Source organism: Iamia sp. SCSIO 61187 (assembly GCF_019443745.1).
GTDB lineage: Bacteria > Actinomycetota > Acidimicrobiia > Acidimicrobiales > Iamiaceae > Iamia.
Map to the genome: position 1 here is coordinate 3,688,971 of NZ_CP050948.1, position 18,336 is coordinate 3,707,306.

Below are 18,336 nucleotides of genomic sequence, written 5' to 3' on the forward strand. Positions count from 1 at the left end.
TTCACGACGCACTCTACCGTGAACCTGCGTTCACGCAAGGGGGTCCTCAGGTGCTGATGCGCCGGCCGACCTCGTCGAGCACCTGGGCCAGCCGGCGCCGCGTCGGGCGGGGGTAGCCCGGACCCGACGCGACCAGGTTGTGGACCGCCCCGGCGACGAGGAACCCGTAGGCGCCCTCGTCGAGGTCGGCGGCGACCCGGCCGAGGTCCTTCTCGGCCCGCAGGTACGCGACCACCGTGGCCTCCAGGGCGGCGACGATGCCGGTCTCCCCCGCCGCTGCCTCGATGGCCCGGTCCAGCTCCTCCTGGCCGTGGTCGTCGTGGGCGAGGGCGATGGCGGGCGACGCCAGGAGGACCTCGGCCCACCGCCCCAGGTTCCCCCCCACCGTGCCCGTCCCCGCCGCCGCCACGACCGCCTCCAGCTCGTCGCGCAGGCGGGCCATCTCGCGCGCGATCACGGCCGCCACCAGGTCCGTGCGATCGGCGAAGACCTTGTAGGCCAGCCCCACCGAGCACCCCGCCTCCCGGGCCAGGGCCCGCATGGTCAAGGCGGCGGCGCCGTCGCGCCGGACGATGGCCTCGGCGTGGTCGACGAACCCGGCCCGCGCCGCGGCGACCTCCTCGGGGCTGCGTCGGGCCGGGCTCATTGCCCGCACCCTACCGTGAACCTCAGTTCACGGCCCTGACGGCGCGATGCGGGGACGTCGGGCCCGCCGGAGGAGGCACCACCGGTCAGGGGCAGGCGGGACCGACCTGGGGGACCGGGGAGGCGCATGCCGCCCCCGAGGCGCGGTAGCCGTCGGGGCTGGCGTGCAGAGCGATGCGCAGGTCGAGGTAGCTGGTGCCGGTGCGCAGGCGCTCAGCCCAGTAGTCGCGGCTGGCGACGTCGACGGTCACGAGGATCTCGTTGTGGTACGCCCAGCGCACCCGCACCCGCCGCCCCTCGATCGACCCGCCGATCTGGGCGACGACCCGGTTGCGGGTGCTCTGGCTGATCCGGGTGGTCCAGTAGCGGCGGTCCGGGTCCGAAGGGGTGCGCCCCAGCAGCAGCGCGTAGGCGGCGTCGACCAGCTCGGCGTCGGTGGTGGGGCTGTTGGCGAGCAGGGCGGCCTCGAGCCGGCGGAGACCGTTGACCAGCAGGATCTGCTCCCGCCAGTAGGCGAGGTCGCCGGCCGTCGGCGTGAAGCCGCCGAAGCGCTCGTAGTAGGCCAGCACCGTCGCGTCCCGGGACTCGACGCCGCGGGCGAGGCCGGCGACGAACGAGGTCCGTCGGGCCGGGAGCTGCGGGGCCCACGTGTCCACCTCGGCCGTCGTGGCCGGGCGGCGGGCGAAGGACGCGTGGGCCCGGCAGACGAACGCCGCCGCGTCGCTGGCGGCACACGCCTCGGGCTCGGCCGCGGCAGCGGACGGCCCGGTCCCGGTCCCCAGCAGCGCGCTGACGGTGAGGACGACGCACAGCGCCGCGGTCCACCTGCGGGTCACGTGTCCTCCGTTCGCCCGGGTCGCTCGCCGGATCGACCGTACCCGACCACCCCCTCGCCCCGGAGCCGGCGGGCGCCGTTGGTACTGTCCCGGGGTGCTGAAGGTGGGGACGCGCCCGACGATCGCGCTCAGGCTGCTGGTCGCGGGTGCGGTCCTGACCGGGCTGGTGGGCTGCCAGCCGGAGGCGCAGCTGCCCGGGCGCCACGGCGCCGCGACCCCGCCCCTCGTGTACGTCTACGGCGACAGCCTCACCCCGCTCACCGACTACCGCCAGCAGGCGGCCGCCTCCGGCTACGCCCTCGTCGGGGACAGCCAGGGCGGCTCGTGGATGTGCGGTGGCCACACCATCCCGCAGTCGGACGGAACCCGCTGGTGGCCCCGGATCGTCGAGACGATCACCGAGGTGAAGCCCGACTTCGTCGTCCTCCAGTACCAGGCCTGGGCGAACTACGAGCTCCGCTGCGGCGGGCGGCCCGAGCAGTTCCCGTTCGACCCCGCCGACCCCGGCCGGGCCTGGCGCGTCTACCTGCAGATGTTCGTCGACGCCGCCGCGGCCGCCGGTGCCCCGACCCGGCTCGTGGTGGTCGAGTCGCCGTCGGCCCCGGCGTCGATGCCGGAGTGGGGCGAGCCCATGCGGATCATGGACCAGGCCTCCCGGGTCATGGCGGCTCGGCGACCTGAGCGCATCACCTTCGTCCCCATCCGCCACGAGACGACCATCGACGGTCGGTGGACGCCCTACGTCCCGTGCCAGCCCTACGACCCCGGCTACCGGACCGACCCGAGCGTGTCGTGCTGGGACTCCCACCGGTCCGCCGACTGGCCCGCCGGCCAGGTCCGGATCCGGTCCGGTGATCGCATCCACCACTGGTGCCCGTCGGGCAACGGGATCTGCGACGTGTCCTCCCCCGCCGGGCTGCGCATCCGCCGGGCCGTCTTCACGACCCTGAACGACCTGGTGGCCGGGCGCCGCTGACCGGGGCGGCCGCCTTCGTCGACGGCTGGCCCGGTCGGGCAAGATCGGCGCGGACGGAGGAGAGCTGGACATGGCCGTATCGGGTGAGGACGAGGCCCATCGGGCCCGGGTCGGGAAGGGCACCGAGCGCCCCGAGGACCTCCCGCCGGCGGGTGGGCCCATCGGGGTCGACCGCACCTTCGCGTTCGTCGACCTCTCGGGGTTCACCGCCTTCATCGAGGAGGAGGGGATCGCCGCCGCGGTCCACCTGCTCGCCCTGTTCCGCCTCGGGGCGTCCGAGGTCACCGCCCGGCGCGGCGTCCGCGTCGCCAAGTGGCTCGGCGACGGGGCCATGATCGTCGGCGTGCAGACCGGGCCCACGGTGGCGGCCGTGGCCGAGCTGATGGCGCGGGTCGGTGCCACCTCCCGCCTCCAGCTGCGGGCCGGGGTCTCCCGGGGCGACGTGATCCTCTTCCAGGGCGACGACTACATCGGCCGCGCCGTCAACATCGCCGCCCGCCTGTGCGACGTGGCCGGCCCCGGCGAGATGCTGGCCACCGAGGCCGTCGCCGACGAGGCGCCCGGCTGGGTGTGCGAGCTCGACACCCGCAGCGTGGAGCTCCGCGGCGTGGGCCAGGTCGACGGCGTCCGTGCCCTGTGCCTGGCCGAGGACGTCACCCTCCCGCCCGTGCCGGTGACCGACGGCGCCCCGGGCTGACCGCCCGCCGGGCGGTGGGACCGGACACGACAGCGTCACGTCGGGGCAACATCACCGAAACGACGACCCGCGACCATCGTCGGATGCTGGCGCCCCTGGCCGGGTTCACGGTCGGGGTGACCGCCGACCGTCGGGCCGACGAGCAGGTCGAGCTCCTGCGCCGCCGGGGGGCCGAGGTCGTCCACGGTCCGGTGATCCGCACCCTCGCCCTGACCGACGGGGCCGCCCTGGCGGCCGCCACCGAGGCGGTCGTCGCCGACCCCCCTGACACGCTGGTCGCCCTGACCGGCGTGGGGGTCCGCTCGTGGTTCGAGGCGGCCGACGGCCACGACCGCGGCGACGCCCTGCGCGCCGCCCTGGCCGGCACGACCGTCATCGCACGGGGTCCCAAGGCGGCCGGCGCGCTGGCGACGGTCGGTCTCGACACCACCTGGCGTGCACCCGACGAGAGCAGCGCCGAGGTCGCCGTCCACCTCGGCACGGCCCTCGGCGGACGCCGGATCGCCGTCCAGCGCGACGGGGCGGCCGAGCCCCACCTCGCTCGGGAGCTGGCCCGAGCGGGCGCCGACGTGATCGACGTCCCCGTGTACCGCTGGGTCCTCCCCGACGACCTCCAGCCGGCCCGCTCGCTCGTCTCGGCCCTGGCCGACGGCGGCCTCGACGCGGTGACCTTCACCTCGGCCGCCGCCATCTCCAACCTGTTCGCCATCGCCGCCGAGGCCGGGGGCGACGCCCTCGTGGGCGCGGTGCGGGCCGCTCTCCTGGGGCCGGTCCTGCCGATCTGCGTCGGGCCGGTCAGTGCCGCCCGCCTCGCCGCCCACGGCGTCGACCGCCGGGTGCACCCGGCCCGCTGGCGCCTCGGTCCCATGGTGCGGTGCCTGGCCGAGCACCTGTCCGTGCGCCGACGGACGGTGCGCATCGGCGGCCGGGACGCCGTCGTCCAGGGGACGTCGCTCGCGCTGGACGGGCTGCTGCTGGATCTCAGCCGACGTGAGGCCCAGGTGCTCACCGCCCTCGTCGACGCCGGCGGGGCGGTGGTGCCCAAGGAGCGCCTCGCTCGCACCGTGTGGGACGCCGGCACCGATCCCCACGTGGTGGAGGTGACCGTGGCCCGGCTCCGCCGCCGGATGGGACCAGCCGGGGCCGCCCTCCAGACGGTCCCCCGCCGGGGCTACCGCATCGCCGGCTGACCCCACGCGCCGAACCGGTGGTCGGACCCCCATCCGGGGTGGGGTCCGACCACCGGTCCGCGACGGCGGGCGGGGGACTAGGCGGGGACGGGTTCGGCCGCCGTCGCCGCGACCGGCTCGGCGACGGCCTCGGCGGGAGCGGGGACGGTCGCGGGGCGGCCGATCCAGGCGTAGCCGAGCCCGACGATCAGCCCGCCCCCGACGACGTTGCCCGGCACGGTCCACGCCAGGTTGCGGGCCAGCTCGCCGGCGGTCGCGCTGCCCTCGAGGATGCCGAGGCCGAAGATGGTCATGTTGGCGATCGAGTGCTCGAAGCCGGACCCGATGAAGGCGAGCAGCGCCCACCACAGCACGATCGCCTTGGCCGCGTCGGACTGGACCCGGCTGGCCATCCACAGGCCGAGGCACACGAGCATGTTGCAGAGGACCGACCGCCAGAACAGCTGGGGACCGGCGGCCGCCGCCTTGGCGGCGGCGACCGTGGCGATGAGGTCGGCGCCGGGCCCGGTCAGGGTGCCGCCGCCGTGGACGACGGCCGCCAGGCCCAACGAGCCGACCAGGTTGCCGACGAGCGATGCGACCCAGACGCCGCCTAGGTCGACGGCGGAGACCGTCTTGGCCCGCAGCCCCTGCAGCATCACCATGGCGTTGCCCGTGAACAGCTCGGCGCCGGCGAAGACGACCAGGGTCAGCGCCACGCCGAACACGGTGGCCTGCACGATCTTGGTGGCGGCCGAGCCGGTGGCGGCCAGCGGGGCCGAGAGGCTGATCAGCAGCACGACCGCGATCCCGACGTAGGCGCCGGCCAGCGCCGACGACGCCAGGTAGCGGAGCGGGCTCGACCGGAGCAGCGAGGTCTTCGATGACGCCAGGGCACCGGCGTCGTCGAGGGCGACGGGAAGGGGGATGGGCACGGTGGTCTCCTCAGGGGTGGGGGTCTCAGGCGACGGCAGGGACGGCGGGGCGGGCGGACGGGACGGGCACGTCGGTGTCGGAGGGCTCGGGGCCGGTGGCCCAACGGTCCTCGAGCACGGCCTCGAGGGTGGCGGCGAAGGCCTCGATCCCGAGGCGGGCGACCGTCGCCGACAGCGGCTCGCTGCCGTGGCGGTGCGCCTCCCACGTGCCGATCACGGCGTCGACCACGGCCGGGGCGTCGTCGGCGGCCATGCGGCCCACGACCTCGCCCACCCGCCCGACGGAGAGGTCGGCCCCGAGGTAGAGGTGGTAGCCGAGGCGCGTGGCCCCGCCCATCCGGACCTTCGTGCCCGACAGGCCGATGTCGCCGGCCTGGTGCTGGGCACAGCTGTTGGGGCAGCCCGACACGTGGACCCGCAGCGAGCTGTTCCGACGGAGCCCGGGGGTCGCCAGCAGCATCCGACCGGAGTCGGGCGCCGGGGAGATCCCGAGGGCGCAGACCGAGGACCCGGTGCAGGCCCGGATGGCGGCCTCGGCGCTCTCGCCGAGGAACGACAGGCCGCGTGGCGCCAGGGCGGCGCGGATCGCGGCGACCTCGTCGACGGGGACGTTCCGCAGCACCACGTCCTGGTCCCGCCCGAGGATCAGGTGGCCGTCGCCGTGGCGGTCGGCCAGGTCGGCGATGAGCTCGAGCTCGGACCGGTTCGTGTCGCCGAGCGGCAGGGCGATGGTCACCGACGCCAGGCCCGGCACCCGTTGGGGGCGCACCCCTGACGACCAACCGCCCGCCGGGCGGCGGCGGATGGCGGCGGCCCGGTCCCCGGGGGCGAGGAGGTCGACCGGCACCGGGTCGGGGTGGGGCTTCTCCCGCTCGACGGCGAAGGCCGCGGCCCAGGCGGCGCGGAAGGCGTCGGCGCCCATGGCCTCGATGCAGAACTTCATGCGGCCCTTGGTCGGCGTGGCCAGGTCGCCGTGGGCGACGAACACCTCGGCCAGGGCGAGGGCGGCCGCCAGCGCGTCGGTCCGGGGCACGAACTCCGACAGCTCGATGGCCAGGCTGGGGGCCTTGCCCAGGCTGCCACCGGCGAAGACCCGGTAGCCGGGCACGCCGTCGACCACCTCGGACACGAAGGCGGCATCGTTGATGAGGGCGTCCTCGCGGCACCGGGGCGACCCGCCGAAGGCCATGTTGATGCGGCTGGGGAGGGTGCAGTTGAGCTCGGCCGAGCGGGCGACGATGGCGTCGCTGGCCGCCACCGCGTCCGGGAGGCAGTCGAAGGGCTCGTCGAGGGCGACGCCGGCGTCCTCGGAGCACATGACGTTGCGGAGGGTGTGGCCGCACGCCGAGCGGGTCGACAGCCCGGCCTGCTCGAGCTCCCCCAGGAGGTCCCGCACGGCCCGGTCGGCGACCCAGTGGAGCTCGATGTTCTGACGGGTGGTGAGGTGGAGCCAGTCGGACCCGTGCCGGGCGCCGAGGCGGGCGATGGCCCGGGCCTGCGCCGTCGGCAGCACGCCGCCCGGGATGCGGACGCGCACCATGAAGACGTGGTCCTGCAGCTGGGTGCACACCCCCCAGGTCTTCAGCGAGTAGCGGTCCTCCGGCGTCAGCCACCCGTCGCCCTCCGCCGCGAGGCGGTCGAGGTCGACGGGCAGGCCGGCGGCCTTCGCGGCAGGGATGTTCGGAGCGGCCATGGCGGCGACGGTACGGACGCTCCGTTGCCGGAGGCCGTCCGGGCCGTTGCGACCCGGTCACGCCTCGCTCACGCTGCCGCGACCCCCCTGTGAGCGTTCTGGGGTGCATCTCCCCTCCCGACGGGGGAGAATGGGCGGATGCCGTCCACCGCCTGGTCAGGGGCCATCAGCTTCGGGCTCGTCTCGATCCCCGTGAAGCTCTACTCGGCCGTCACCCGCAAGACCGTCCGGTTCCACCAGGTCGACACCCGCACCGGGGCCCGGGTGAAGCAGAAGCGGGTCTCGGCCGCCGACGGGTCCGAGGTCGCCTGGGACGACATCGCCAAGGGCTACGAGCAGGCCGACGGGGAGTACGTGCTCCTCACCGACTCGGACCTCTCGGCCCTCGACGCCAAGGCCACCAAGACCATCGAGATCGAGCAGTTCGTCGACCTGGCCGAGATCGACCCGATCATGTACGACTCCCCGTACAACGTCGTGCCCGACCCGTCGACGCCGAAGCCCTACGCCCTCCTGCTCGAGGCCATGGAGGAGTCGGGCAAGGTCGCCATCGCCCGGTTCGTCATGCGGACCAAGGAGCACATCTGCGCCCTGCGCCCGCTCGACGGGCGGCTGGTGCTGTCGACGATGGTCTACCCCGACGAGGTGAACGACCCGGCCGAGCTCGAGGCCCTCGACGCCGTCTCCGACGTCACCATCTCGGCCAAGGAGCGCAAGGTCGCCGAGGCCCTGATCGAGTCGCTCACCGAGCCCTTCGAGCCCAGCGAGTACAAGGACGAGTACCGGGAGAAGGTCCTGGACCTGATCGAGGCCCGGGCCAGCGGGGCCACCGAGGTCGTCGAGGGGGCGCCCGAGGAGGAGGACGACAAGGTCGTCGACATCATGGCCGCCCTCGAGGCCAGCATCGCCGAGGCCAAGAAGGCCCGGAAGCGCCACCCCAGCGGCAAGGACGAGGCCGCCGCCGAGGAGGCCCCGGCCAAGCCCGCGGCCAAGCCCCGCAAGGCCGCCAAGGCGACGAAGAAGGCGGCCAAGAAGGCCAGCTGAACCGTCACCCCGAGCACTCCCACGGATGGTGCCAGGCACCATCCGTGTCCTCCCACGGATGGTGCCAGGCACCATCCGTCCCCCCGACTGCGCCCGCGCCGACGACGACGTAGCGCGCCATCAGCGGCGCCGGTCCCAGAGGTCGACGACGGTGGTGAGGATGTGCTTCCCGGCGCCCAGCCCGCCGAGGTGGCTCTCGCCGGCGAGGACGTGGAGCTCGGCGTCGGGCAGCAGCCGGACCATGTGCTCGCCGTGGGCGAAGGGGACGATGTGGTCGGCGTCGCCGTGCCACCACCGCACCGGAACGGTGACGTCGCCGACCCGGAACCCCCAGTCCCGGGTGAAGAGGAGGACGTCGGCGAGCGGGGCGCCGAGCTGCTTGCGGCTGCCGTTGAGCAGGTCGTCGAGGAACATGGCCTTGAACTCCGGCCGCCGGAGCAGGGCTCGATCACCGGCGGGCGACAGGCGGGCGTAGAGGTCGAGCACCGGTGACGCCACCGGGCGGGCCAGGCGGACGGCGCCGGTGAGGAGCACGCCGGTGGGGACGTGGGTCAGGGCGACCAGCGGCGCCATGCGGACCCCGAGGTCGACGAGCCCGCCGCCGATGGCGTCGGGCCCCTTCGTGGGGGCCACGCCCCCGAGGACGGCGGCGGCGACCACCCGGTCGCCCATGGCGTGGGCGCCGGCGAGGGCGTAGGGACCGCCGCCGGAGAGGCCGACCAGCGCCATCTCGTCGACGCCGAGGCTGTCGGCGACGATGGCCAGGTCGGCGGCGAAGCCGAGCACGTTCGGGTACACGTGGGCCGTCGACGACCCGATGCCGGGCCGGTCGATGCCGATGATCCGCAGCCCGAGGTCGTGGGCCAGGGCCCGCGCCTCCTGGGGGATCTGGCGCCGGGCGCCGGGGGTGCCGTGCAGCCAGACGACGGCCCGACCGTCGGGCGGCCCGAACTCGGCGAAGCCGAGCCGGCGCCGGCGCCCGACCTCGACCGTGCCCTCCAACCGCGGTGGTGTGACCGTCCCCATGGCCGACAGCGTGGCACCTCCGGCCGGCCTGCGAAGGTTGGGCCATGGCAGACGACGTGTTCCCGGACCGCGACATGAGCCATCGGGACAAGGTCCTCTTCATGCTCGAGCGCGAGGGGTGGGCCATGGACGCCGTCCCCGCCCGGGCCGACACCGACCCGCCGTTCCCCCGCTACGCCTTCACCATCGGGTTCGAGGACCGCTTCGGCTTCCCCGAGCTCTGCCTCTTCGGCCTGGCGCCGGTGGCGTGCCGGGGCCTGTTCGGGCTGGTGGCCGACGCCCTCGCCGGGGGCACCGAGCTGCCGGTCGGGGCACCGTTCATCGGCCTGCTCGACGGGGGCCAGCCGTGCGCCCTGCTCCCGGTGGACGCCCCGTCGTGCGTCAGCCTCTTCCCGTCGCTGGCCGAGCACCACCGCCTCGCCGGCCACGCCGAGGACGACTTCCGCATGGTCCAGCTGACGTGGCCCGACCCCGCCGGTGTCCTCCCCTGGGAGCCCGGTTTCGCCCCCGACCTGGCCCCCATCCAGCTCCTGATCGCCGACCCGCCCTGACCCGCCCTGACCCGATCGTCGCCGGTCACTGGGGGTCAGACCCCAAGTAACCGGGTGATCCTCAGCTCACGCGCCGTCGCAGGGTGACATGGGGTCGGACCCCGGCTGGTCAGGAGCGGTGGACCTCGGCGAGCCAGCCGCCCGTGGTGGCGATGGGGCACAGCAGGGTCCCGGCCCGGAGGGCCCAGGTGAGGGCCCGGTCGACGTCGGGCGGGTCGTCGAGGCGGACGACCAGGCCCCGGCGGACGTGGTCCTGGACCACCTTCCACCCGTCGGGCAGGGCCAGGCCCTCGGCGGCGAGGCGCCGGACGACCATGCTGCCCACGCCGTGGGTCATCCCCAGCTGGGCCGGCTTCCGCCCCCGCCGCCCCTCGGTCGGGGCGATCAGGGTCGCCTGCGGGATGGGCGGTCCGGGGGCCCGGAAGATCGACGCCACCGCCGAGGGGGTGACGGCGGCGGCCTCGTCCTCGTCGACCTCGGGGTACAGGTTGACCCACCCGCCCCGGGCGTCGACGAGCTCGCCGATGGCCTCGATGACGGCGGCCGGGTCGGTGACGGTGAACTCGATCTGCTCGGGGCGCGGGCGACGGGCCACCCGGTCAGCCTCGCACCCGGGGGCGGGCGGTCACGATGCGGCCAGGACCTCGGTGGCCGCCCTCTCCCCCGAGCGCACCGCCCCGTCCATGTAGCCGTTCCACACCGCCGCCGTCTCGGTGCCGGCCCAGTGCACCCGCCCCCAGGGGGCGCGGAGGAGGTCGCCGAAGGAGGTCCACACCCCCGGGGCCAGGTGGGCGCCGTAGCACCCGCGGGTCCACTCCTCGGCCGCCCAGTCGCGCTCGGCGTAGTCCGTGGGCCGCTGGGCCTGGGGACCGAAGAAGCGGGTGAGGGCGTCGACGACCTCGGCCCGCCGCGCCCGCGCCGACATCTCCGAGGCCCGCCGGGCGTGGTCGCCCTCCAGGAAGGCGACGAGCACGCCGGGTCCGTCGTCGTCGGGCGGGGAGTTGTCGAAGGTGATGGTGACGGCCGAGTCGAGGGCGGCGGCCTGCCCGCACAGCCCGTCCTCGCGCCAGAAGGGGCGGTCGTAGCGGACCAGGCACTTGATCACCGAGCCCATCGGCATCTTCTGGAGCAGCTGGTCGCGCCGGGCCGGCAGCAGCGGCGACCAGGCGATGCGCCCGGCGAGGGCCGGGGGCACGGCCACGATCGCCCGGTCGGCGCGCACCTCGCCGCCGTCGTGGCGGACGACGACGCCCTCCTCGCCCTGCTCGACCGCCCGGACGGGTGCGCCGAGGCGGACCTCGACGCCCTGGTCGCGCAGCTCGGCGAGGGCGCGGTCGGCGACGACGGCGCTGCCCCCGACGAAGCGGTCCTGCTGGGCGCCCCGGCGGGTGCCGAGCAGCCGCTCCAGCGACCCGCCCGAGTGCAGGTAGAAGGCGACGTGCAGCAGGGAGATGTCACGGGGCTCGGCCGCGAACACGGCCTCGATGGCCAGCCGCCAGAAGCCCCGGGCCGCGGCCGTGGCGTGGTGGCGGCGGATCCAGGTCTCGAAGGTCGTGCTGTCCAGGCGCTCGGCGCCGCGGGTCGCCCACGGCTCGTCGAGGTCGACCCGGGCGGCCAGCCGGTCGAGCAGGGGCTGCGAGGCGGCGATCTCGACCACGGCCGCGCCCGGCAGGCCGAAGGTCGGGCTGCGGTGCCGGACGATCTTGCCGTCGCGGGCGGTGACCAGGTCGCCGGTGTCGTAGGTCGGGAACGTCTCGACGCCCAGCGCCGAGGCCAGGGCCAGGATGCGGTCCTGGGTCGGGCCGACCCACTGGCCGCCGATCTCCACCTCGAGGTCGTCGTCGAAGCGGTGGTTGACGATGCGCCCGCCGACGCGGTCGCGGGCCTCGACCACGGTGACGGGGCGCCCGGCCCGGGTCAGGTCGCGCGCCGCGGCCAGGCCGGCCAGCCCGGCGCCGACGATCACGACCGAGGGGGTGTCAGGCATCGGGGCTCCTCGTGCCGGGCGGGGCCTCGGCCGCCCCGCCGGAGCGGCGCACCCGCTCGACGAGGCGCTTCAGCGGGCCGGGCAGGCGGTCGCGGAAGCGGGTCGTGGCGACCGGCTTCTCGCCGTGGACGGCCTCCATGTACACGGCCTTGATCGTGCCGCACAGAGGGGTGGCGGCCAGGGCCCCCGGCACCCCGGCGGCGGCCCCGCCGACGAGGGCGGCGAGCATCGTCACCGGGGGCGACAGGTCGACGGCCTCGCCCACGATGGCGGGGGTGATGATGTAGTTCTCGAGGTTCATGTAGGCGACCACGAGGACCAGCACGACGAGGGCGGGCACGACCCCCTGGGTGATGGCCAGGATCGTCACGAAGGAGGTGCCGAGGAAGCCTCCGATCTGGGGGATGAGGCTGACGACCGCGTACCAGACCGCGGCCACGGGCGCGAGGGGGACGCCGACGGAGAGGCCCACGATCAGCACCCACGTCCCCCCGATCGAGGCCACGAGCAGCGACCCGGCGAAGTAGGTGCCGACGACGCGGTAGAAGACGCGCCCCACCGAGTCGGCCCGGTCGCGGTAGCGGGCGGGCACGACCAACCGGGTCCGGGCGACGAGGGACGGACCGTCGAGGAGGGCGACGAGGGCGACGAGCACCACGCCGAGCCCGTTGAGGGCGCCGTTCAGGACGTTGCGGGCGGCGGACTCGACGCCGTCGGCGTCGACCCGGCCGGGCAGGTCCTCGACCCAGCGCTCGACCCGGTCGGCGAAGTCGGCGTCGGCCAGACGGGGTCCGACGACGGGCAGGCCCTCGATGTCGGAGAGCGTCTGGGGGAGCTCGTCGCCGAAGTCCTGGGCCTGGCGGACCGCGGCCGGTCCGACGACGACGGCGAGGGCGGCGAAGGCGAGGAGGAGCCCGGTGCCGACGGCGCCGACGGCCGCCCCGCGCGAGCAACCGGTGCGGCGCTGCACGGCCAGCACCAGGGGTTCGATGGCGAAGGCCAGCAGGATGCCGACGCCCACCACGGTCACCGACCGCTGGGTGACGTCGAAGAAGGCGGCGACCACCGACATGGCGATGATGCCCCCGGCGATCCAGATCGCCGAGCGAGGATCGATCTCGACGGTGAGCTGCTCGGCGCTGGCGTCGGGCACCACCTCGCCGTGGAGGGCCACGGCATCGTCGCGAGCATCGGCCACGCTCGGTACGGTACGCCGCTGTGGACCGCCGGGTGCGCCTCACCGTCGGTCCGGCGGCGATCGCCGTCGTGTTCGGCGCCATCGTCTTCGCCATGGTGGCCGACAGCGTCCTGATCAAGGGTCGGCGGCCGCTCGGGTGGGCGCTGGCGGCGGTGGTGGCGGCGGCGGCGGTCGAGCCCCTCATCGGCCGGGCCAGCAAGTACATGCGCCGCGGCCTCGCGCTGGTGGTCGTGCTGGTGCCGGTGCTGGCGTTCGTGGGTCTGGTGACGTGGGGCGTCGTCGGGGACCTCGACGCCCAGGTCCGCCGGCTCCAGCGGGACATCCCCGAGGTCGCCGCCGACATCGAGGCGGGCGAGCAGATGGGCGGCGCGGCCCGGGAGTTCGAGCTCACCGAGAAGGCCGAGCAGTTCGCCGAGAGCCTGCGCCGGCCGTCGAGCCGGGTCGGGCAGGAGGCCGCCGGGGGGGCGTCCACGTGGGCCCTGACCCTGATCCTCACCATCTTCGCCCTGGGGTGGGGACCGCGGTTCGCCGACGCCGCCCTGAAGCAGGTCCCCGAGGGGCGTCGGCGCGACCGGGCCGCCCGGGTGGTGGGCCGGGCGTTCCTCCAGAGCCAGACCTACATCGAGGTCGCCGTCCTCATGGCCGTCGTCACCGGCTTCCTCGCCTTCGGCGTGTTCCGGCTGATCGACCTCCCCGCCCCGACCCCGCTCGCCCTCGTCGTCGGCGTCGGCACCCTCGTCCCGTCGATCGGCGTCGTCGTGGCCACCGTGCCGGCCGCCCTGCTCGCCGGCGGTCTCGTCTCCCCCTCCACCGGCATCGCCCTGGTGCTCGGCGCCATCGCCGCCCAGATCGTCCACGCCATCGTGCTCCGGCGGGCCACGCGGGGCGCCGCCCACCCCGGCGCCGCCCTCATCGTCATCTCGTTCGTCGTCGGCTACGAGCTCTACGGCGTGGGCGGCTCGGTCGTCGGCTCGTGCGTCACCGTCTTCGTCGCCGCCCTCCTCGACTCGCTCGCCCAGGAGGAGCGCGAGGACGTCCCCATCCCCGCATCGATGACCACCCTGGAGGAGACGACATGACCACCGAGGTCCGCCGGGCCGACGGCCGCTACGAGATCGTCGTGGACGGCGTCGGGGCCGGGCACACCACCTTCCGGGAGGACGACGGCGCCCTCGCCTTCCCCCACACCGTCGTCGAGGACGAGTTCGAGGGCCGGGGCCTGGCCAGCCGGCTGGTGCGGGAGGCCCTCGACGACGTCCGGGCCCGGGACCGGACGGTCCACCCGTACTGCCCCTACGTGCGCAGCTGGATCCAGAAGCACGAGGAGTACCGGGACCTCGTCGACGACCCGGAGCGGTTCGGGCTGTAGGCGTCGCGCCCGCCGCGGTGGGCAGGGAGGCAGCCATGAGCATCGAGGTGACGGAGCACGAGGCCGCCGGGCGCTACGAGGTACGGGTCGACGGCGAGGTCGCCGGGTTCGCCGACCGCACCGTGCGGGACGGCGTGATGGTCCTCCCCCACACGGTGGTGGACAGGCGGTTCCGGGGTCGGGGCCTGGCGGCCGAGCTGGTGCGACGGGCCCTCGACGACGCCCGGGCCCGGGGCCTCAGCGTCGCCCCTCAGTGCTGGTACGTCGCCGAGTACATCGGCCGCCACCCCGAGGACCGAGACCTCGTCCCCGAGGACCAGCGCGCCCGCTACGGCCTCTGACCGGTCGGAGTGGGTCAGACCCACTCCGACCGGTCAGGCGCTGGGCTCGGTGCCGACGATGCCGACGAAGCTGACCATCTCGCCCGGGTAGCCGCCCAGGTTGTGGGTGAGGGCGAGGCTGCGCCCCTGGGCCACGGTGGCGACCTGACGCTCGACGGGGGCCTCGGAGCGCAGCTGGAGCCAGGCCTCGTACATCATCCGCAGCCCGCTGGCGCCGACGGGGTGGCCGAACGACTTGAGCCCCCCGTCGGGGTTGACGGGCAGCTCGCCGTCGAGGTCGTACACGCCGGACTCGCAGTCCTCCCACGCCTGGCCCCGGGCCGAGAAGCCGAGGTCCTCCATGAGGACCAGCTCGGTCGGCGTGAAGCAGTCGTGCACCTCGGCCAGGGCCAGCTCGGACCGGGGGTCGGTGATCCCGGCCTGGGCGTAGGCGTCGGCCCCGGCGGCGGCGATCTCGGGGAAGGTGGTGTAGTCGTACTCCGGGTCGATCAGGCCCGAGCCGTTGCCGGCGACGAGCGACAGCGCCTTCACGTACAGCGGCGTGTCGGTGTAGCGGTGGGCGTCCTCGGCCCGGCACACGACGGCGACGGCCGCCCCGTCGGCCACGCCGGCGCAGTCGAACACGCCCAGCTGCCCGGCCACGGCGGGCATGGCGCAGATCGCGTCGACCGACATCTCCTTGCGGAACTGGGCCTTGGGGTTCTTGGCCCCGTTGCTGTGGTTCTTGCTGGCGATGCGGGCCACGACCCGGCGGAGCTGGTCGGGCTCGACCCCGTAGCGCTCGGCGTAGGCCGGCAGGACCATGGAGAACATGGCGGCCGCGGTGAGGGTCCGGTTCGTCCCGTCGGTGGGGATGGGGAAGGCGTTGAGACCCTGGTAGCCGGAGTCCTTGACCTTCTCGACGCCGACGGCGACGGCCAGGTCGTAGGCCCCCGAGGCGACGGCGTAGCTGGCGGCGCGCAGGGCCTCGGAGCCGGTGGCGCACATGTTCTCGACCCGGGTGACGGGCTTGCCCTCGAGCTGGAGGGCCTTGGCCAGCATGATCCCGCTCATGCCCGACTGGGCCGTCCCGACCCACCAGGCGTCGGCGTCGGCCCGCTCGATGCCGGCCGAGGCCAGGGCCTCGGTCGTGGCGTCGACCATGAGGTCGTCGAGACCCCGGTCGAAGTGCTCGGCGAAGGGCGTGCAGCCCATGCCGACGATGGCGACCCGGTCGCGGATGCCGTGCGATCCCATGGTGTGCTCCTCTCGACCCGGCCTCAGCCGGCCTGCTCGGCGGCGACCCGGACCACCGTGCCGTCGGCCGACCGCAGCGGTCGGGCCTTCCAGAAGTAGTTGGCGATGCCGTCGGCGGTGAACAGGCGGCGGAAGGTCATCTCGACCCGGACGCCGATGCCGATCTCGTCGGCGTCGCAGTCGGTGAGCTCGACCGGCAGCCGGCCGCCACCGTCGAAGTCGACGACGGCGAACACGATCGGCGGGCTGGGTGAGTAGGCCAGGCGATCGACGGTGGAGGTCACGACGGTGCCGGCCACGTCGGCCATGGGCCGGGCCTCCATGTCGTCGATGGCCCCGCCGTGCATGGCCGCCCGGGCCGGCGGCATGTGCACGCCGCCGGAGGTGCGGTCCTCGGAAGCGACGAAGCCGAACTTCCAGTCGGCGTTGCGGGACGCGGCCGACGCCGAGGGCCGGGCCGGCTCGGGGCGTCGGGGCGGCTCGGTGGCGAGCAGGCCCCGCCAGCGCAGGAACGTCGGGTACGGGAGCGGTGCGCCGGCGGCGACCTGGTCGGCGATGGGACGGGCCGGCTCGTGGGCCGCCAGGGCGTCGGTGGCCCGGAAGACGAGGGCGTCGGCGCCGTCGGCGAGCGAGAGGAGGACGACCACGTCGCCCGGGGCGGCCTGCTCGAGGGCGGCGGCCAGCAGCAGCAGCGGCTGGGTCGCGCCGGGGTTGCCGACCGTCGCGCCGAGGTCGTCGGCCAGCGCCTCCTTCGCCACGCCGAGGCCGCGGACCACGGCCTTGGCCGCCCGGGCGTGGGGGCTGGCGATGACGAGGCGGGTGACGTCGTCGGCGGTGAGGCCGGCGTCGGCGAGGGCGGCGGCGAAGGCGGCGGTCCCGAGGGGGACGTAGCGCTTCTCGCCGAAGCGCTCCTCCCACTGCCGGGTGCGCCCGTCGCCCGGGGTGCGCCAGCGGTCGAGGAACTCCTCGGTGCGGGCGGCCCGCCCCACCAGCTCGGCCAGGACGGGTGCGACGGCGGTGTCGTCGCCCACGAGCAGCGCCGCACCGGCGTCGGCCCCGGCGGCCTCGTCGGCGCTGCCGGGCAGCCCGGGGCGCACGTCGCCGGCGACCACGAGGGTCGGCCCGCCGCCGGCGAGGCCGGCCACCAGGGCGGCCACCGACGAGCGGGCGGCGCCGACCATGTCGGCGGCCATCGTCTGCGGTGGGAGCCGGAGGGCGGCGTGGATGGCGGTGGCGTTGGTCTTGTCGGCGTAGGTCGGGGTGGTGGTGGCGAACCAGAGGGCGGCGGGCACGACCGGCGACGAGCGCACCACGCCCCGGGCCGCCTCCACCGCCAAGGTGGTGGCGTCCTCGTCGTAGCCGGCGACGGTGCGGGTGCCCTTGCCGCCCCCGCCGCCGGCCACCGCCGCGATGGTCGAGCGGTCGAGGCGACGGTGGGGCAGGTGGCCGCCGAAGGCGAGGATGCCGCGCATGGGTCGAGCCTACGAGGAGATCTGACGACCCGTCAGATCGACTCCGGGGAGGCTGGCGCCCACCCCTCTGTCGTCGATCTGACCGTGGGCCCCTACGGTGGGCGAGCCGTGCCCTCCCCCGACACCGCACCCCCTGACCCGTCGCGCCCCGACGAGGCCGCCATCGCGGCCGAGGCCGCCCGGCTCCGACGGGCCGATCGGGCCCGTCAGGCGTTCGTGGCCCCCTGGTCGCGGCGACGGGCCCGGCGGGTGGGGGTCGTCGCCCTGGTGCTCGGCATCCTGGGGCCGCTGGCCGGCACCGCCGTCGCCTTGCTCCTCGTCCCCGCCCAGGCGGGCGACGTCTTGCCGCCCGACGAGGACCGCACCGCCCTGCTCGACGTCCGGGCGACGGTGCGCACGGTGGACGCCACGAGCGGGGAGATGCTCGTCCGCCTCGTCGTGGAGCGGAGCGCGACCACGCCCGAGGAGGAGAACGACCTGTTCGCCTCGGGCGCGCTGACCGAGGAGGTGGTGCTGGTCGTCAACGACGACGCCGGCCAGAGCGCGATCACGCTCCCGGCCGGGCAGCCGCCGGGCACGGCGACGGCGACCATCCCCCTCGCCGAGTCCCGGGCCACGCGCTACCCGGTCGACCGGTACCGCGCCACCCTGCTCGTGGCCGCCCTCCGGGACGGCGACCAGGATCGACCCATCCCCGTCCGCCTCTCGGTGCGGTCGAGCGACACCGGCTTCACCCTGGACGTCGCCGAGGAGGCCCTGACCGACGACGCCGCCATCGTCGAGCTCGCCGTCGCCCGGCGCGGGACGGTCATCGGCTGGGCCGGGTTCTTCGTGCTCGTCTGCTGGCTGCTCGCCATCGCCTCGGCCTCGCTGGGGTGGACCACCGTCGTCCACGGCATCGGCTCGCCCGCCTGGTCCTGGGGCTTCCTCATCGGTGTGCTGTTCGCCCTGCCGCCCCTGCGGAACGCGCTGCCCGGCAACCCGCCGTCGGGGTCGCTGGTCGACCTGGCCGCGTTCTACTGGGCGGTCGGCATCGTCGCCCTCACGCTGGTGGCCATGGTCGGCTCCTGGAACATCCGCGTCCGGCGAGCCCCGCAGGAACCCGACTCGCCCACGCCTCGCACCTGACCCGACCCAGCGACCTGACGGGCCGTCAGATCC

General features: G+C 75.1%; 19 protein-coding genes. 9 read left to right on the forward strand and 10 right to left on the reverse strand.

Annotated elements, in window-relative coordinates; all coding sequences use genetic code 11:
* Nucleotides 1-46: 46 nt before the first annotated feature.
* Together HC251_RS17595 and HC251_RS17600 are read right to left on the reverse strand one after the other, a co-directional pair.
* On the reverse strand, nucleotides 47-646 hold the full coding sequence (locus HC251_RS17595) for a TetR/AcrR family transcriptional regulator (RefSeq protein WP_219941913.1): 600 nt from the start codon (nucleotides 644-646) through the stop codon (nucleotides 47-49).
* A gap of 85 nt (nucleotides 647-731) precedes the next feature.
* Nucleotides 732-1,481, reverse strand: coding sequence for a hypothetical protein (locus tag HC251_RS17600; protein ID WP_219941914.1), 750 nt, complete (start codon nucleotides 1,479-1,481; stop codon nucleotides 732-734).
* 94 nt (nucleotides 1,482-1,575) lie between these two features.
* Between HC251_RS17600 and HC251_RS17605 the strand changes: the two genes are divergently transcribed.
* The 3 genes from HC251_RS17605 (at nucleotide 1,576) to HC251_RS17615 (ending at nucleotide 4,344) form a co-directional block, all read left to right on the forward strand.
* Nucleotides 1,576-2,457, forward strand: coding sequence for a hypothetical protein (locus tag HC251_RS17605; RefSeq protein ID WP_219941915.1), 882 nt, complete (start codon nucleotides 1,576-1,578; stop codon nucleotides 2,455-2,457).
* Between the two features lie 70 nt (nucleotides 2,458-2,527).
* Nucleotides 2,528-3,154, forward strand: a complete 627-nt coding sequence (locus HC251_RS17610; RefSeq protein ID WP_219941916.1) for an adenylate/guanylate cyclase domain-containing protein — start codon at nucleotides 2,528-2,530, stop codon at nucleotides 3,152-3,154.
* Nucleotides 3,155-3,237: 83 nt separating this feature from the next.
* Nucleotides 3,238-4,344, forward strand: a complete 1,107-nt coding sequence (locus HC251_RS17615; RefSeq protein WP_219941917.1) for a uroporphyrinogen-III synthase — start codon at nucleotides 3,238-3,240, stop codon at nucleotides 4,342-4,344.
* A gap of 77 nt (nucleotides 4,345-4,421) precedes the next feature.
* On the opposite strand, the gene HC251_RS17620 is transcribed toward HC251_RS17615, so the two are convergent.
* Together HC251_RS17620 and HC251_RS17625 are read right to left on the reverse strand one after the other, a co-directional pair.
* On the reverse strand, nucleotides 4,422-5,258 hold the full coding sequence (locus HC251_RS17620) for a formate/nitrite transporter family protein (protein WP_219941918.1): 837 nt from the start codon (nucleotides 5,256-5,258) through the stop codon (nucleotides 4,422-4,424).
* A gap of 25 nt (nucleotides 5,259-5,283) precedes the next feature.
* Complete coding sequence (locus HC251_RS17625; RefSeq protein WP_219941919.1) at nucleotides 5,284-6,951, reverse strand: nitrite/sulfite reductase; 1,668 nt, start codon at nucleotides 6,949-6,951, stop codon at nucleotides 5,284-5,286.
* A 138-nt stretch (nucleotides 6,952-7,089) separates the two neighbouring features.
* Here HC251_RS17625 and HC251_RS17630 point away from each other — a divergent pair, with 138 nt between their 5' ends.
* Complete coding sequence (locus HC251_RS17630; protein WP_219941920.1) at nucleotides 7,090-7,995, forward strand: Ku protein; 906 nt, start codon at nucleotides 7,090-7,092, stop codon at nucleotides 7,993-7,995.
* Between the two features lie 120 nt (nucleotides 7,996-8,115).
* Here the strand turns inward: HC251_RS17630 and HC251_RS17635 are convergent, their stop codons facing one another.
* Nucleotides 8,116-9,021: an alpha/beta fold hydrolase gene (locus HC251_RS17635; RefSeq protein WP_219941921.1), complete on the reverse strand. Its 906-nt coding sequence runs from the start codon at nucleotides 9,019-9,021 to the stop codon at nucleotides 8,116-8,118.
* Between the two features lie 44 nt (nucleotides 9,022-9,065).
* Between HC251_RS17635 and HC251_RS17640 the strand changes: the two genes are divergently transcribed.
* Nucleotides 9,066-9,572, forward strand: coding sequence for a DUF4262 domain-containing protein (locus HC251_RS17640; RefSeq protein ID WP_219941922.1), 507 nt, complete (start codon nucleotides 9,066-9,068; stop codon nucleotides 9,570-9,572).
* Between the two features lie 109 nt (nucleotides 9,573-9,681).
* Here the strand turns inward: HC251_RS17640 and HC251_RS17645 are convergent, their stop codons facing one another.
* From HC251_RS17645 to HC251_RS17655, 3 genes are read right to left on the reverse strand one after another with little or no spacing between them, the layout of a single operon-like run.
* Nucleotides 9,682-10,167 (reverse strand): hypothetical protein, encoded by a 486-nt coding sequence (locus tag HC251_RS17645; protein ID WP_219941923.1) that lies wholly within the window; start codon nucleotides 10,165-10,167, stop codon nucleotides 9,682-9,684.
* A gap of 30 nt (nucleotides 10,168-10,197) precedes the next feature.
* A complete protein-coding gene (locus tag HC251_RS17650; RefSeq protein WP_219941924.1) occupies nucleotides 10,198-11,559 on the reverse strand; it encodes a flavin monoamine oxidase family protein in 1,362 nt (453 codons plus the stop codon).
* Complete coding sequence (locus HC251_RS17655) at nucleotides 11,552-12,757, reverse strand: AI-2E family transporter (protein WP_219941925.1); 1,206 nt, start codon at nucleotides 12,755-12,757, stop codon at nucleotides 11,552-11,554. The genes HC251_RS17650 and HC251_RS17655 overlap by 8 nt, the downstream gene beginning before the upstream one ends.
* A gap of 20 nt (nucleotides 12,758-12,777) precedes the next feature.
* Here HC251_RS17655 and HC251_RS17660 point away from each other — a divergent pair, with 20 nt between their 5' ends.
* Genes HC251_RS17660 through HC251_RS17670 form a run of 3 tightly spaced genes read left to right on the forward strand, consistent with a single transcriptional unit; the run spans nucleotide 12,778 to nucleotide 14,467 of the window.
* The gene (locus HC251_RS17660) at nucleotides 12,778-13,836 is read left to right on the forward strand and encodes an AI-2E family transporter (protein ID WP_219941926.1); all 1,059 of its coding nucleotides are present in this window, start codon (nucleotides 12,778-12,780) and stop codon (nucleotides 13,834-13,836) included.
* Nucleotides 13,833-14,126, forward strand: coding sequence for a GNAT family N-acetyltransferase (locus tag HC251_RS17665; RefSeq protein ID WP_219941927.1), 294 nt, complete (start codon nucleotides 13,833-13,835; stop codon nucleotides 14,124-14,126). The genes HC251_RS17660 and HC251_RS17665 overlap by 4 nt, the downstream gene beginning before the upstream one ends.
* Before the next feature lie 35 nt (nucleotides 14,127-14,161).
* Nucleotides 14,162-14,467, forward strand: coding sequence for a GNAT family N-acetyltransferase (locus HC251_RS17670; RefSeq protein ID WP_219941928.1), 306 nt, complete (start codon nucleotides 14,162-14,164; stop codon nucleotides 14,465-14,467).
* 33 nt (nucleotides 14,468-14,500) lie between these two features.
* Here the strand turns inward: HC251_RS17670 and HC251_RS17675 are convergent, their stop codons facing one another.
* Entirely contained in the window at nucleotides 14,501-15,703 is a 1,203-nt protein-coding gene (locus tag HC251_RS17675; protein ID WP_219941929.1) for an acetyl-CoA acetyltransferase, read from the reverse strand.
* A gap of 23 nt (nucleotides 15,704-15,726) precedes the next feature.
* Nucleotides 15,727-17,175: an OB-fold domain-containing protein gene (locus HC251_RS17680; RefSeq protein WP_219941930.1), complete on the reverse strand. Its 1,449-nt coding sequence runs from the start codon at nucleotides 17,173-17,175 to the stop codon at nucleotides 15,727-15,729.
* Nucleotides 17,176-17,283: 108 nt separating this feature from the next.
* On the opposite strand from HC251_RS17680, the gene HC251_RS17685 reads away from it, so the two are divergent.
* Entirely contained in the window at nucleotides 17,284-18,303 is a 1,020-nt protein-coding gene (locus HC251_RS17685; protein ID WP_219941931.1) for a DUF4436 family protein, read from the forward strand.
* Nucleotides 18,304-18,336 lie beyond the last annotated feature (33 nt).